Here is a 14,701-nt window from a genome sequence, read left to right as displayed (position 1 = left end):
TAACCTTTTCACAAGATAGAGAGTGGGCAATCACGTTCAGGCGTGGGTAATGCCAATTTCAAATTCAGGAATTTGCGAGGCATTGAACCAACCTGAGCGATAGTCAAACCAACAAATTCGCCATTGTTGATCCTGCTCAAGTCGAGTGCGAAGCTGATAATGTGCGCCGTAGAGCAATTGTCCTGTTTCATCCACTGAACGTTCAGGAATAATCCGCCCAACGATCATGCGTGCATGTTGACCATCATCTTCAAGTTCGATCCGCAGTACATCGGCAAAGTGCTGCATCCACGGCCAATGTCTGCGGAAACTCTTTTGTTGACCAATAATTTGATGTCGTCCGTGGAGTTGTCCCATAGGGCTAAAGCCACCTGCGGCATCTTCGGTATAGCTGTCACTGAGCAGGGCAATGTCACCTTGATCAATCGCCCATGAATATTTGCTATACAGTTGCTGTACCGCAATCATGGCATCTTGCTGTGGCACGGCATTGCGAATTTGTGCCCATGGTGAATCCAGTTCGCTGACAATCACGGGGGCGACATCACCGAGTTGCCAACCCGCATCGCTTGGCGGCGCTTGCCAGTGACGGGCTAAGCTCAATTGACCCTTGCACCATTGCACTTGAATTCGAACTTCATGCAAACGCCAATCTGTGTTTTGCTGAGCTTCAAAGCGTAGGGTTAGACTGGCACCAAATAAAAACTGCTGTTGCTCATATTCAAATAAACCAATCACATAGGCACTGCCGACAGCTTGACCTTCTTGCCCAAGCACAAGCGCATGATTGCTGCTACGCATCCACACCAGCAGTGCCGTATCTTGTGCTAAGCACTGTTGCCAGTGTGCTAGACCCTGCGCTTGACCATGTTGGCTGCTGATGAGTGTGGCATCTGCACTGAGTTGAGGGGCAAGCGCATCCCATTTCCCCTCAGACCACGCCTGCAAAAAGTGATCCGTGAACATCGCTAAGCGATGGTGTAAGTCATGATCACTCATGGGTGTCTACGCTTGCAGGGTAGGTTGGATAATCGGTATAGCCTCGTGCGCCGTGTAAGCCATATAAGGTTTCACGTTGCGCTTTTGCCAATGGCCAACCATTAACCATGCGCTCTAGCAAATCAGGATTGGCAATATACGGTTGACCAAAACCAATTAGATCTGCTTTGCCTACATTTAATGCAGCTTCTGCGCTGTCTTGATCGAAGCCACCTGCCACAATCAATGTGCCAGCGTAGGCTTTACGGAAGTCAATGAAGAATGATGTTTCACAATCTGCACCAATCGTGCGTTGGTCACTCAGGTGTACATACGCCAATTGACGCTGACCCAATTCGGCAGCCAGTGTTAGCCACGTTTGTTTTTCATCATGGTAAGGGTGCATATCATATAAGCGTCCAAAAGGCGAAATACGAATGCCCACGCGCTCACCACCAATCGCAGCACTGACCGCATCGACAGTTTCTAAAACCAAACGCAGACGATTTTCAATTGAGCCGCCATAACAGTCTTGGCGTGTATTGAGTTCACCATTAATGAATTGTTCAAACAAATAGCCATTTGCACCGTGAATTTCAACACCATCAAAACCTGCTTGGATAGCACGTTGTGCCGCAGCAACAAATTGTGCAACGATGCCTTGTACTTCATCTGTACTGAGCGCACGAGGTTCGCTGGTCGCAACATTGCCTGGTACGCCTGCCGACACCCAAGCATAGGCATTGACATTGTTGGGTTGACGATCAACCGAAGAAACTGGCGCAGCGCCATCGGGTTGAATCGACACATGCGACAGGCGACCGACATGCCACAATTGAGCGAAAATACGTCCACCTTTGGCATGAACCGCATCGGTGACACGCTTCCACGCCTCGACATGATCATCGGTGTACAAGCCCGAAGTAAATAAATAGCCTGTGCCTTGTTGTGAAATATTAATCCCTTCGGTAATGATCAGACCTGCTGAAGCACGTTGGCTGTAATAGCGTTCCGTCAACAGATCGGGAACACCATTGGCACAACGTGAACGGGTCATCGGTGCCATCACCAAGCGGTTTGGGAGTTCAAGTCCAGCTAAATCATGTGTGTGAAACAAAGTTTGTGTCATATTTTTCTCTACAATATCGGGTGAGTGCTAGCTGCAATTCGATAGCGGCTGATCTAGATCAGCAATTGAGAATGACTTTACTATGATTTAAATCAAAGATAATCTATGAAAAATTCCAATGATTTAAGACTCAGAGGACAAAATGCAGCATTCACTAGATCGTTTTGCAGGGATTGATGCCTTTGTTGCCACTGCAAAAGTTGCCAGTTTTACATTGGCTGCGGAAATACTGGAGATGACACCATCAGGGGTGGCAAAGAGTGTGACACGACTTGAGGCTCGCATAGGCTTGAAACTGTTTCATCGCACCACCCGAAAGTTGACACTGACACCAGAAGGCGAAGTCTATTTGACTGCGTGTTTGCGGGCGATTGATGAGTTGGATGCCGCAGAAACAGGATTAGTGCCGAAAGACTGGGTACCACAGGGGCGTGTACATATTGGCGTGCCTGGTGCTTTTGGGCGACGCCATGTATTACCCAGTCTGCTGAATATGGCCACCCAATTTGAGAAACTGGATTTAACTGTGTCATTTACAGAACGAACGATGGATCTGGTCGAGGAAGGCTATGACCTTTCGGTCAGAATTGGCGAGTTGACTGATGACAGTAATCTGGTTGCCAAAAGACTGGGAACACAGCGTTTGGTGATCTGTGCAGCACCGAGTTATCTGCAAAAATATGGTACTGTCGAGACTCCTGAAGAGTTACAACATCGAGATTGTATTATTGGTTCGCGCCGACAGCAAAAACAGACGTGGCTGCTGCGTACCCGAGAAGGGAAATTTATGCAGCAAGAGATTCGGGTGCGTCATGAATTTAGTGATGGTGAGGCGATGCTTGCAGCAGGTTTGGCAGGCTGTGGCATTATGCAAATGCCAACATGGTTGGTGCATGCTGAATTACAGCGAGGCAGTTTGATTTCATTGCTCGATGACTTTGCCGGTGGGGAAATGCCAATTCATGTGATTTGGCCGAAGTCACATTATTTACAACCTAAAGTTCGTGCGGTGATTGACATGTTACAGGTTGTCGCAGGGCAACAGGGTTCTAGATTTAATCCATAGAAGCTAAAGTTTTAGAATAGACCTATTTTTACACATCTAATATGTGATTATTTTTGTTCAATTTCTCTTGGTAAAGCTCACACCGTTCTGGAATTTTAAAAGGTAGACTGCCAAAACTCTCTTAGACAAATTTCGTCTATTCTTTTTGTATAGGAAAGAACATTATGAGTGGACAACGATACACCCCAGAAATTAAAGATGAAGCTGTTAAATTGATTACTGAACACGGTTATTCTGTCCCAGATGTCCTAGAACGCTTGAGAGTATCACAGCGCAGAATTTATAAATTATAAATGGCTTAAAGCTGTACATCCATTACACAACAACGCTGATGAACATGAACTGCTCGAGGCAAAGAAAGAAATCCTTCGCCTTAAAAGTCAGCTTAAATAAACTGAAGACGAACGGGATAACTTAAAAAAGGCAGCAAGGTACTTTGCAAGCCTGCCAGAGTAAAGTATCAGTTTATCCTTGAATTATAGCCATCAATTTAAAATTAAAACGATGTGTCGGGTTCTTAGGATTGCTCGTGCTGGCTATTACGCCTGGTTGCATGAACCCGAATCAGACAGAACAATTGAAGATAAGAGGTTATTACAGCTCATCCGTGCTTCTTACGATGCTAGTTATGGCATCTACAGTTATCGTCGCATTACGCTGGATCTTAAAGAGTTAGGTGAAAGTTGTGGACCTAACCGTGTGCTAAAGATCATGAAGAACAATGGTATTGCTGCTGTTCGAGGATATAAGAAGCATAAAAGCTATGGTCGTGGTCGTCCTCAGATTGTACCATCTAACCATTTAAATCGAGAGTTTGTTGTAAACACACCTGATACCTCTTGGGTGACCGATATAACTTATTTTCGCACATGGCAAGGTTGGTTATATCTGGCTATGGTTCTTGATTTATTTTCGAAAAAAAGCCATCAGGTGGTCAATGAAACCTACGCTTGCCAAGGATATCGTTTTAGATGCACTTCTCATGGCAGTGTGGCGAAGCAGGCCTAATGAACCTGTGATCATACACTCAGACCAAGACTCACAATACAGCAGTGGAGACTGGCAGAAATTCTGTCAGAAGCATAACTTGGTTCCCAGTATGAGCCGCAGCCTTGCGCAGTACACTGCTCATGTTGGGATAATGCTGTTGCTGAATCCTTTTTTAGCAGCTTGAAGAAGGAAAGAATTAAAAAGCGAATCTGTAAAACACGCGAAATGGCACGTGCAGATGTGTTTGATTATATCGAGATGTTTTACAATCAAATCAGGCGTCATTCGCATCTCGATGGGATGAGTCCAGAAGCTTTTGAAGCAGCTTCAAAATGAGGCTGTCTCATGTCTAGGATACTGGGAGAAGTCCACCTTGTAGAAATACAAATTTAAATAAAATATAAAACCATTTGATAAAATATATATTAATATCAATATATTAAATTGTTATTTTAAAATTTGTTTTCTACTTTAATTTATATATGGTATAAAATATTTGCACTATAGATAATTAAAAGTGAAAAATGGAAACCTATATCACTATTCCCCAAAACTCAGATTTTTCCTTACATAACCTTCCATACGGTGTTTTCAGTCATTTCTATGATAGCGAACGTCATATTGGAGTCGCTCTAGGAGATTACGTCATTGATCTTGCAATCTTAGAACAAAATGGATTTTTACAAATTGAACCTGATGAAACTTTTTTTAATCAACCTACGCTCAATAAATTCATAGGCACAGGTAAAAGTTTTTGGTCTAAAATTCGAAAAGAACTACAAAGCTTACTTAAGAAGCAAAACCCTATTTTGCGAGATAATTTAGAATTACGTGAAAAAGTATTCATTAAACAATCTGATGTAATTATGCATTTACCAGTATCTATTTCTGGTTATACAGATTTTTATTCTTCAAAAGAGCATGCCACCAATGTTGGATGTATGTTCCGTGATCCTAAAAATGCTCTATTACCAAATTGGTCAGAATTACCCGTAGGTTACAATGGTCGAGCAAGCTCTGTAGTGATTAGCGGAACTGATGTTGTACGCCCTTCTGGCCAAATTAAACTTCCAGATTCAGAAAGGCCAATTTTTTCTGCGAGTCGAAAATTAGATTTTGAATTAGAAACAGGATTTATTATTGGTAAACCAAGTAATTTGGGTGAACCAGTTTCAGTTGAACGTGCTTGGAATCATATATTTGGTGTCGTTTTATTTAATGACTGGTCAGCCCGTGATATTCAACAATGGGAATATGTACCTCTTGGACCTTTTAACTCAAAAACATTTGCTTCTTCAATTTCCCCCTGGATTGTTACACTAGAAGCACTTGAACCATTTAGAACCCAATGTCCAATTCAAGAGCCTAAGCCCTTATCTTATTTAGTAGAAGATAATATTCATAATAGTTTCGATATCCATCTTTCTGTAGAACTTAAAACTGAAGATTCTGATACTGCCGATGTCATTAGCAAAACTAATTTTAAATATATGTATTGGTCAATGGCTCAACAATTAGCACATCACACAATTAGTGGTTGTAATGTTCAAATTGGTGATTTGATGGGTTCTGGAACAATATCTGGTTCAGAACCTAACTCCTATGGTTCTCTACTTGAACTTACATGGAATACAACAAAGCCGATAACATTATCAAATGGGCAACAGCGCAGTTTTCTGAATGATGGAGATACCATTATTATCAAGGGCTATTGTGAAAAAGAAGGTATTAGAGTTGGTTTTGGTGAAGTTTCAGGAAAAATAACTTCAGCATTTCAATTTAATTCTGAACATAAATATTGAGAGAATTAATTATGCAACTCTACAGTTATTTTCGAAGCTCAGCCTCATATCGAGTACGAATAGCCTTAAATTTGAAAAATTTACCTTTTGATGTTATTCCAATTCATTTATTAAAAAATGGTGGTGAACAACATAGTATTAACTATAAAAAAATCAACCCTGGTGAATTAGTACCTACATTGATTGATGAAAATGTTACATTAACTCAGTCCATGAGCATACTAGAATATTTGGAGGAAAAATACTCATCTTTTCCATTATTACCATCAGATATCCAATCCCGCGCATTGATTCGCTCATTTTGTCAAACTATAGTCAGTGACATTCATCCTTTAAATAATTTAAGGGTTCTACAGTACCTAAAAAAAACTATAAGCATATCTGATGAAGAAATAAATAAATGGTATGAACATTGGATAATTACAGGTTTTAACGTTTTAGAAAAACAGTTATCTCAGTCAAATAAAAAATATTGTTTTGGTAATAATGTTTCATTGGCTGATTGTTGCTTAATTCCGCAAGTCTATAATGCACAGCGTTTTAATATTGATTTAACTCAATTTCCTATGATTAAAGCGATTTACAACCATTGTATAGCATTACCAGAATTTAATACTGCTTCTCCTGAAGTACAAATTGATGAAATTTAAATAAGGACATTTAACATGACTTTTCATATCGAACAAATACATCATGTGGCATATCGATGCAAAGATGCTCAAGAAACTGTAAATTGGTATAGCAAAAACTTAAATATGAATTTTATTTTAGCATTTGCCGAAGATTACGTTCCTTCTACTAAAGCTTTTGATCCATATATGCATATTTTTCTCGATGCTGGGAATGGTAATGTTCTTGCATTTTTTGAATTACCAAATCAGCCTGAAATGGGGCGTGATGAAAATACTCCTAAATGGGTACAACATTTAGCACTTAAAGTAAAAGATCGCTCTGCTTTATTGGCAGCTAAAGATCACTTAGAAAATAATGGTATTGAAGTCTTAGGCGTAACAAATCACGGAATTTTTCATTCAATTTATTTTTTTGATCCTAATGGACATCGTATTGAATTGACTTATGATGATGAAACTTCTCATGAAAAGATCTCAATGATTACAGAAGGTATGAAAAAAGAAATGCTTGAAGAATGGTCTAAAACTAAGCGTGCTCCTCACCATACACATTTTTTGCATGCTGCCGAGCTAGAAAATAATGCAGTTAAGACGAATAAGAATTAACTATTAAGGTCACTCCTACTAACATAATGGAATTTATATCCAATGTTAGTAGGATTCATAATTAAATTTTAAGTTGCTCTATCCTCCTTTTTAATCCTGTCCTTGGTAATTCTCCCATTAAAAAACCTAAGTTGAAAGTAGAAGTTAGGCAGCTTCATCTTTAAATTCTGGGGTATAACGTTGTCCACTCATAATGTTTTCTCCTATGCAAAAAGAATAGACCATATTTGTCTAGGAGAGAGGTGGCAGTCCAGTCTGTTAAACTTGTACGCCTTGGTAAAAAATTCGGCTTTTGAATGTTTATACAACAAAGCCTCTTAAAAGTAAGATTACATTGATATAATTGAATTCTTTACTTAAAGCCTAATGTTCGTGAAAGTTCATTTAATTTAACAAATAAAATATTTTTTATGAAATCTAAATTCTCTAATAAAATTTCTGTATCTTCATAAATGGTAATAACAAACTGTATTTCATTTGAAATATTGAAAATTGGTATGCTCAGAGAAGTTAGGCCTTTAACTGGACGATTTTCAATGATTGTAATAATATCTTGATCATTGTTTTTAATATCGTCTAAAAATTTTTTTCTTTCAGCTGATGAAAACTTATAGCCAGCATATCTATATTCTTCAAATTTTAGAGCATCACGAATGATGTTAAGAGGTAAGAACTTAGCAAAAGTATTTCCAATCGTACTATTAACAATAGACATAACTGAGCCTACACGTATTTTAGAAGATAAATTGCTATTTGCTTCATTAATTTGTATGACTGTAGGGCCAAAAGAACCCCAGGTACTTAAAACAACAGGGTAAGACGTGATTTGATTAATCTCTTTTGCAACTTTTGAGGTTTCTTCAAATGGATCAAGATAGTTTAATGCTTTAAATGCAAGATCTAGACTAAGTTGACCAATATCATAGTTATTAGAATCACATTTTCTTAATAAGCCACATCTTACTAAGCTTACAAGATAAGGATAGAGTTTAGCTGAGCTGACTCCCATACTTGTAGAAATCTCTTTTAAAGATAATGTTGGTGACTTTCCACAGAATAATTCTAGAATTTCAGCTGTATAGTCAACAGAACGTACTCCTCTACTTTGTTTTAAATCTTCCATAAACATTACTCGTATAAATTTTCAGAAATATAAATTAACTCTTCAATTAACTGATTAATTGGTGTTGAGATGGTTTTCAATTTTTCAGTTTCTGTAAATACTGTCAAAGCCAAGCTGATTGAGTTACTTTTGTCTAATACTGGAACAGCTATCGCTGTGATTCCATTTGTAGGTGTGTTGTCTAACATAAGATGTTTATTTTTTCTAATGTCTTTGAGCATATTTTGAAAATCGGCAGTTGAATAATGAGAGGATTTGTACTTCTTTTGAGGTTTTTTTTCTATGATGTTTAATACTTCTTCAGGAGATTTATAAGCACAATAAAGTTGTCCAACAGTAGTCTCTAATAGTGATAATGTTAGACCTAGTTTAAAACTAATGTTTAAGAAACCTGCAAATTCTTTATAGAATATGACAGATGGTCCTTCATTTGACCACATTGAAATGAAAGCATTTAATTCATACTTTTCGGCAAATGCTGAAAGCCTGATCTTTCCATTTATAATTAATTGATTTTTATTAAAATGAGATATCCCCAAGCGAAGACCTAATGCACCTGGTTCATATTCTAAGGTGGTTTCATCGCGCTTTAATAAACCTGTTCGCATTAGGCTCACTAAATAAATATGAACTGAGCCAGGCACAATTTGTAGAATATCCGCAATTTCACTTAAGGATAATGGTTTAGGGGAGGAGCAAATAACTTTTAAGATTTCCGAAGCTACTTCTACACTCTGAATGCCGCGCTTGTTCTCCAATATGCTTCTCCCCAAATTAAATTCAAAACGATTAGACTGTTAAGTAACCTCCATCTACTGGAAGAATACAACCCGTGACATATGATGCTGCATTTGAACATAAAAAGGCAACTGGACCAATTAACTCATCAGGTTGACCTTCTCTGGATAACGGGACATGCCGAAGAAAATTTTGCAGTGCATCATTATTACTTCTAGTCACTTCAGACATAGGCGTGTTAATAATACCAGGGGCAATTGCATTCACTCGGATCTTGTATTGTGCTAACTCAACTGCTAGAGTCTTTGTCATTTGCGCAATACCACCTTTAGAAATGGAATATGCTGTGGCTGTTGGTGATGCTACAAAAGATTGAATAGAGGCAACATTTACCACATTACCTTTGGCTTCTTTAAGTAAAGGCAATAAGGAGTGTGTTAAATAATAAGCACCTTTAACATTAACATTTAAGGTATCTTCAAGATCTTGAAAGGTAGAACTCGATTCAAAAGTACTACGTCTTAAAATACCTGCATTGTTAACAAGAACATCAACCTTACCAAACTCGGAAGTTAGTTTTTCAGCAAGATGAAAACAACTTTCATGATTCGCAATGTTTAATGTATATGCATGAGCGTTTCGGCCAGATTGAATTATTTCATCTCTAACTTCAAGCAGTTTGGTCGTATTGAGATCGACTAAAATCAAGTTTGCACCTAAGCTGCTTAAACCTTTGGCTATAGTCGCCCCATTTCCCTGAGCTGCACCTGTCACTACAATTATTTTTTCGGATAAATTGATCATGGGTAGAATCCTTTCTTTTGACTTTTATGCTACTTCTTTATTTACATCAGTATCTAAATCTTGATTATTGTCTTTATTCTTAGCGAGAAAGAGACCTGTTTGATAACCAAAAACAAGAGCTGGGCCAAGTGTAATGCCAGCACCTGGGTAATTCCCTCCCATAATTGAAGTTGCATCATTTCCTACGGAGAATAGCCCTTTTATTGGTTGACCGCTGCTATTTAAGACTCGACTATGTTTATCAACTGGAAGCCCTGCATAAGTTCCAATATCGCCAGGTCGAATCAGAATGGCGTAAAAAGGACCTTCAGAAACTGATGCGAGACAAGGGTTAGGTGCTAGAAGAGCATCACCTTGATATCTATTATATGCTTTAGATCCTTTTCCAAAGTCTTGATCTTTTCCAGTTTTAGCAAGCTCATTATAGCGTTGTACTGATTTTTTTAAGCCATTGCTAGAAATTCCACATTTGTTCGCTAACTCTTCAAGGGTTGCTCCCTTTTTAAGATAACCAGATTTAAGATATTTATGAATTGGAAGTGGTTGTGGTGGTACAGATCCCATTCCATAAAGTCTTAATGTTTTATGGTCGCAAATTAGCCAGCATGTAAGATCTCCTCCTATATTGGCACTCTTCATCATGCCCTGCATAAAGTCATGATAAGAGTTTGCTTCATTAACAAAGCGCTGTCCTTCTTTATTAACCGCAATAACACCAGGTTTAGCACGATCAATAAAATGCGGCATAATTCCAGTTGAGCCATCTTTTCTCGGTAGTATAGAGATAGGGCACCATGCGGCTGGGTGAGGTAGATGTGTATCTTGTATTACATTCAATGGTTTTACTAATTGAACACTATCACCAGTATTGGTTTCTTTCATTGGAGACCAGTGTTCTTTACCTGTAACAGCATGCGGATAATATTTCTTTCTTAACTCTAGATTGTGAGGGAAGCCTCCAGCTGCAAGTACTACACCTTTTTTCGCTTTTATGGTAATCGCATTACTCTCAGATTGAGCAATTACACCAGTTACTACGCCATTTTCTACAATTAACTCTTTGCCCGCTGTATTGCGCATGACTGTTATATTTTGATCCATTGCCGACTTCATGAGTCGACCAGCGAGAGCATTACCATTTGTTAGGACCATACCGCGTCCATATCGTAATACTTCAAGAAAATGCTTACCGAATCGTTTAACTGTATAGATAAATGATTCAAATGATCGGGTTGCACGCATGAAGTGTCGGATTTCAGCACCAGATCCCATCATCATGCCGAAGATAGTGAGTTCAGGTAAGGGAGGTTCTAAATGCTTTAATTCACTTTTTAATTCTTTTGCATCAAATGGTCTTGTAACCATTGATCTGCCACCTTGTGCTCCTCCAGGGGCTTCAGCATGGTAGTCAGGAAATACCAAAGGCATATCAAATTTAACAGCTGTTTTCTGTGTGAAAAAATCATAAGCATCAGAGGTATGTTTTAAAAAAGAATCTACCCGTTCCTCATTATAGGCATCGCCACCTTCATGCTTTAAATAGGTCTTGACGGTCTCTGGCGTATCATTATGCCCCCAAGCTTTTGCTTCTTTTGTACAAGGGATCCAGAGCCACCCACCAGAACGAGCTGTTGTACCACCAAACTTATCCGATTTTTCTAGCACTACGACTTTCAGACCTTGGTGACTTGCGGTAACAGCTGTTGCTAAGCCAGATGCTCCTGATCCAAGAACAAGTACATCACATTCGATAATTTTATTCATATTGACTCCCTATTTGGCTCATAAAATCCTAGTTATCATACTAATCATAATTTACATACTGTGCAAAACAATTTGTTAATATCTAAATTAGAAATTGATAAAATGTTGATATATAATGAATTATTGTTTTGTAATTATTTCTATTTAAACATATTTACTGGTGTAATGTGTTGTGATAATTTAATCATAGTACAAATATTTTGTATTATTTAGAATTTAAATAAAGATTAGGAAGTCTGCTGCATAAGGAAAAAGGTATGGAAAACCTATTGGATAGAGACGTTAATTTTCTTCAAGTAAGGGAAGAGGAAAAACAAAGGATTTTGCGTAAAATTTTATTTAGAATTTTACCAATTATTTTTATAGGCCATTTTTTTGCATTTCTTGATCGGGTGAATATCGGATTTGCAAAACTACAAATGCAAGATGCAGTTGGTTTTACTGATTCACAATATGCATTAGCTGCGGGTGTTTTCTTTATTGGTTATGCAATTTTTGAAATTCCCAGTAATATTTTAATGCATAAAATTGGCGCTCGAAAAACATTAGCCCGCATTATGGTTTTATGGGGCTTGGTTTCAATGGCTACATTATTTGTAAGCACAGTGAATCAACTCTATATATTAAGACTATTGCTTGGAATTTTTGAAGCTGGTTGGTTTCCAGGAATCATGCTTTATTTAAGTTATTGGTTTCCTAGTTATATGCGTGCACGAGTCATTTCATTTTTATTACTCGCAACACTTGCTGCTCCAATTGTAGGTGGTCCAATTTCAGGCTTAATTATGACTAATTTGGATCAGTTTCACGGTTTAGCTGGTTGGCAATGGATGTTTATGCTTGAAGCCTTCCCATTGGTGCTTTTAGGTATATTTTGTATCTTTTATCTAACAAATAATCCAAGTGAAGCGTCATGGTTGAGCCAAGAGGAAAAATCTGTTCACCGTAAAATCATGATGGCGGATAATCGCTATAGTAATGAAAGTCATAACTCCCATTCACTATCACTCATTCTAAAATGTTTACTTGATATTAGAGTTTACTTATTGGCTTCATTGGCATTTGCAGCATATTGTGGGTCATATGCATTTAATTTTTGGATGCCAACAATCATTAAGGAAATGGGTATTACTAACATCGCACATATTTCATTTTATTCTGTCATTCCTTTTTCTCTTGCTGGTCTCGGCATGATATTTGTGGGTAAAAGTTCTGATAAATTTAGAGAAAGACGCTGGCATTATACGATTAGTATGTTGTTTAGTAGCTTAATGTTTGTTGCTTCAGCATATATCGAAGGCGGTCTAATTCTAAAACTTATTTTGCTTGGATTAGCTGGTTTTGGATTCAGTGGAGCTGTGGTTGTGGCGTGGTCATTACCAGCAGCTTACTTTAAACAATCAGAGGCTCCTGCTGGTATTGCCATGGTCAGTACTTTAGCGACAATGGCTGGTCTATTTGCACCATGGATTATTGGTGTGGTTCGAGAAGCTACTCATAACAATAATTATGCTTTTTTAGTCATTGCTTTAATCATGTTTTTATCTGCTGTCATTATGGCGCTGCTTGTTCCTAAATCTGCAATTCATGTAAGTCAAGAATAATTCTTAAAAAACTAAACATCATTTATGGAAGAATGAAATGAAATCGCCAATGTTTTTATCATTGGTGATAGGGAGCTTTTATGCCTTATCACCAACAATTTATGCAGGACCTTTCACTAGCGATCAAGAAGAAAGCTTACAAGTATTAAATAGAAATTTCTATTTTTACAGAGATTTCCGTAATGGTGAGGCAAATCCATCTGGAATAAATTCAACTTTACCGCTTGAGGAGCGTGAAGGATATCGAAATGAATGGGCTCATGGCGTAATAGTAAATTACAATTCTGGTTATACTGATACCCCTTTGGAATTCGGATTTGATGCCTACGGATTACTTGGAATGAAGCTACATAGTGATGAATATACTACAGGGACTAATCTTTTAGAGTTTGATCCAGTTACTGGTAAAACAAAAAATGCTTATGGTGAAATAGGTGGCGCACTAAAAGTTAGATACAAAGATACCGTGCTTCGATATGGTAATCAGTTCCCTAATGTTCCTGTAATTGCTACAAGCACTGTTAGGTTACTTCCTTCAGTCGCCACTGGCTTAAGTATCGAAGATAAAAGCTTTGATAACTTAGCATTAAATGCTGGTTATTTTTATAGTATGAATCCAGTGGATTCAACAAAAGATCTGAATTACTTTACTACAGATTATGCTGTAGGTATTAAAGCAGATAATATTCAGTTTTTAGGAGGGAGTTATAAGTTTGATAATAAGCAAAACTCAGTAACAGTTTATACTTCTAAATTAGATGATGTTTGGATGCAATATTATCTAGGAGGAAATTATCAATATAAATTTTCAAATGAAAATTCAGCTAAGTTAGCTACAGCAAATTATTCAAATAAAGATGAGGGGGCAAGTAAAGGTGGGAGTATTGATACTACTGCAATTTCAGTATTGGGAAGTTATCAATATGATGCACACACATTTTCTTTGGGGTATCAACAAGTCTTAGGTGATGAACCCATTGATTGGGTAGCGTTTAAGACAATGGGTGCGAATGTATCTTTACTAAATGCTGCTCAGTATGCAACTTTTAGTGAGGCAAATGAAAAATCAATTCAAGTCAAATATGAAATCGATTTTAGTAAATATGGTGCTCAAGGTTTAAGCTTTATGGGTAGGTATCTCTATGGTTGGGATATGGATAATAGTGATAGCACTAACCCATTTTATACAAAAAGACATATTTATGATCAAAGTGTTGATAATAAGCATTGGGAGCGGAACTTTACCTTGCAATATAAAATTCAACATGGATTTGCTAAGGGCTTAGATGTGAAGTTAAGACAAGCAACACATCGTGCAACAAAAGGATATCGTTATGTCGATATTGATGAGATTCGATTTATCGTTGAATATCCACTAAGCTTCTAATTCAGATATCTCTAAAAATAAAGCTCAATTTTGGTTGAGCTTTATTTTTTTTTGCAATTTTTTTTTAGAACTATTAAT

The 14,701-nt window shown here is 37.6% G+C and carries 12 protein-coding genes and 1 pseudogene; 7 read left to right on the top strand and 6 right to left on the bottom strand.

Features of this window, described 5'->3' with window-relative positions:
• Positions 1-36: 36 nt before the first annotated feature.
• Together E0H94_RS15540 and E0H94_RS15535 are read right to left on the bottom strand one after the other, a co-directional pair.
• Positions 37-999, bottom strand: coding sequence for a nuclear transport factor 2 family protein (locus E0H94_RS15540; protein ID WP_131327332.1), 963 nt, complete (start codon positions 997-999; stop codon positions 37-39).
• Complete coding sequence (locus tag E0H94_RS15535; RefSeq protein WP_131327331.1) at positions 992-2,107, bottom strand: alkene reductase; 1,116 nt, start codon at positions 2,105-2,107, stop codon at positions 992-994. The genes E0H94_RS15540 and E0H94_RS15535 overlap by 8 nt, the downstream gene beginning before the upstream one ends.
• 142 nt (positions 2,108-2,249) lie before the next feature.
• On the opposite strand from E0H94_RS15535, the gene E0H94_RS15530 reads away from it, so the two are divergent.
• The 5 genes and pseudogenes from E0H94_RS15530 (at position 2,250) to E0H94_RS15510 (ending at position 7,203) form a co-directional block, all read left to right on the top strand.
• Positions 2,250-3,173, top strand: a complete 924-nt coding sequence (locus E0H94_RS15530) for a LysR family transcriptional regulator (RefSeq protein WP_131327330.1) — start codon at positions 2,250-2,252, stop codon at positions 3,171-3,173.
• A 164-nt stretch (positions 3,174-3,337) separates the two neighbouring features.
• Positions 3,338-4,499: pseudogene (locus tag E0H94_RS15525) on the top strand (IS3 family transposase).
• A 188-nt stretch (positions 4,500-4,687) separates the two neighbouring features.
• Entirely contained in the window at positions 4,688-5,965 is a 1,278-nt protein-coding gene (gene fahA / locus E0H94_RS15520; protein WP_131327329.1) for a fumarylacetoacetase, read from the top strand.
• An 11-nt stretch (positions 5,966-5,976) separates the two neighbouring features.
• Entirely contained in the window at positions 5,977-6,615 is a 639-nt protein-coding gene (maiA, locus tag E0H94_RS15515) for a maleylacetoacetate isomerase (protein ID WP_131327328.1), read from the top strand.
• Between the two features lie 15 nt (positions 6,616-6,630).
• The gene (locus tag E0H94_RS15510) at positions 6,631-7,203 is read left to right on the top strand and encodes a VOC family protein (protein WP_131327327.1); all 573 of its coding nucleotides are present in this window, start codon (positions 6,631-6,633) and stop codon (positions 7,201-7,203) included.
• 352 nt (positions 7,204-7,555) lie between these two features.
• Here E0H94_RS15510 and E0H94_RS15505 read toward each other — a convergent pair whose 3' ends face one another.
• The 4 genes from E0H94_RS15505 to E0H94_RS15490 are packed head-to-tail and all read right to left on the bottom strand — an operon-like array spanning position 7,556 to position 11,632.
• Positions 7,556-8,326 carry a helix-turn-helix domain-containing protein gene (locus E0H94_RS15505; RefSeq protein WP_165495623.1) on the bottom strand — a complete coding sequence of 257 codons (771 nt, stop codon included), beginning with the start codon at positions 8,324-8,326 and terminating at the stop codon, positions 7,556-7,558.
• 5 nt (positions 8,327-8,331) lie between these two features.
• Positions 8,332-9,084: an IclR family transcriptional regulator gene (locus tag E0H94_RS15500; RefSeq protein ID WP_165495622.1), complete on the bottom strand. Its 753-nt coding sequence runs from the start codon at positions 9,082-9,084 to the stop codon at positions 8,332-8,334.
• A 31-nt stretch (positions 9,085-9,115) separates the two neighbouring features.
• The gene (locus E0H94_RS15495) at positions 9,116-9,868 is read right to left on the bottom strand and encodes an SDR family NAD(P)-dependent oxidoreductase (RefSeq protein WP_131327324.1); all 753 of its coding nucleotides are present in this window, start codon (positions 9,866-9,868) and stop codon (positions 9,116-9,118) included.
• A gap of 24 nt (positions 9,869-9,892) precedes the next feature.
• Positions 9,893-11,632 carry an FAD-dependent oxidoreductase gene (locus tag E0H94_RS15490; protein WP_131327323.1) on the bottom strand — a complete coding sequence of 580 codons (1,740 nt, stop codon included), beginning with the start codon at positions 11,630-11,632 and terminating at the stop codon, positions 9,893-9,895.
• 257 nt (positions 11,633-11,889) lie between these two features.
• Here E0H94_RS15490 and E0H94_RS15485 point away from each other — a divergent pair, with 257 nt between their 5' ends.
• Positions 11,890-13,236 (top strand): MFS transporter, encoded by a 1,347-nt coding sequence (locus E0H94_RS15485; RefSeq protein ID WP_131327322.1) that lies wholly within the window; start codon positions 11,890-11,892, stop codon positions 13,234-13,236.
• A 37-nt stretch (positions 13,237-13,273) separates the two neighbouring features.
• Positions 13,274-14,623, top strand: coding sequence for an OprD family outer membrane porin (locus E0H94_RS15480; RefSeq protein ID WP_131327321.1), 1,350 nt, complete (start codon positions 13,274-13,276; stop codon positions 14,621-14,623).
• Positions 14,624-14,701 lie beyond the last annotated feature (78 nt).

Origin of the sequence: Acinetobacter sp. ANC 4173 (assembly GCF_004331255.1) — a bacterium.
In the GTDB taxonomy this organism is placed as follows: Bacteria; Pseudomonadota; Gammaproteobacteria; order Pseudomonadales; family Moraxellaceae; genus Acinetobacter.
The sequence above is the reverse complement of the archived record's forward strand: the minus strand, read 5'-3'. Positions and strand labels throughout refer to the sequence as shown.

Coding starts and splice junctions, on each gene's coding strand:
- fahA (WP_131327329.1), top strand. CDS start 4,688: ATGGAAACCTATATCACTATTCCCCAAAACTCAGATTTTTCCTTACAT.
- E0H94_RS15495 (WP_131327324.1), bottom strand. CDS start 9,868: ATGATCAATTTATCCGAAAAAATAATTGTAGTGACAGGTGCAGCTCAG.
- E0H94_RS15505 (WP_165495623.1), bottom strand. CDS start 8,326: ATGGAAGATTTAAAACAAAGTAGAGGAGTACGTTCTGTTGACTATACA.
- E0H94_RS15485 (WP_131327322.1), top strand. CDS start 11,890: ATGGAAAACCTATTGGATAGAGACGTTAATTTTCTTCAAGTAAGGGAA.
- maiA (WP_131327328.1), top strand. CDS start 5,977: ATGCAACTCTACAGTTATTTTCGAAGCTCAGCCTCATATCGAGTACGA.
- E0H94_RS15535 (WP_131327331.1), bottom strand. CDS start 2,107: ATGACACAAACTTTGTTTCACACACATGATTTAGCTGGACTTGAACTC.
- E0H94_RS15510 (WP_131327327.1), top strand. CDS start 6,631: ATGACTTTTCATATCGAACAAATACATCATGTGGCATATCGATGCAAA.
- E0H94_RS15540 (WP_131327332.1), bottom strand. CDS start 999: ATGAGTGATCATGACTTACACCATCGCTTAGCGATGTTCACGGATCAC.
- E0H94_RS15490 (WP_131327323.1), bottom strand. CDS start 11,632: ATGAATAAAATTATCGAATGTGATGTACTTGTTCTTGGATCAGGAGCA.
- E0H94_RS15480 (WP_131327321.1), top strand. CDS start 13,274: ATGAAATCGCCAATGTTTTTATCATTGGTGATAGGGAGCTTTTATGCC.
- E0H94_RS15530 (WP_131327330.1), top strand. CDS start 2,250: ATGCAGCATTCACTAGATCGTTTTGCAGGGATTGATGCCTTTGTTGCC.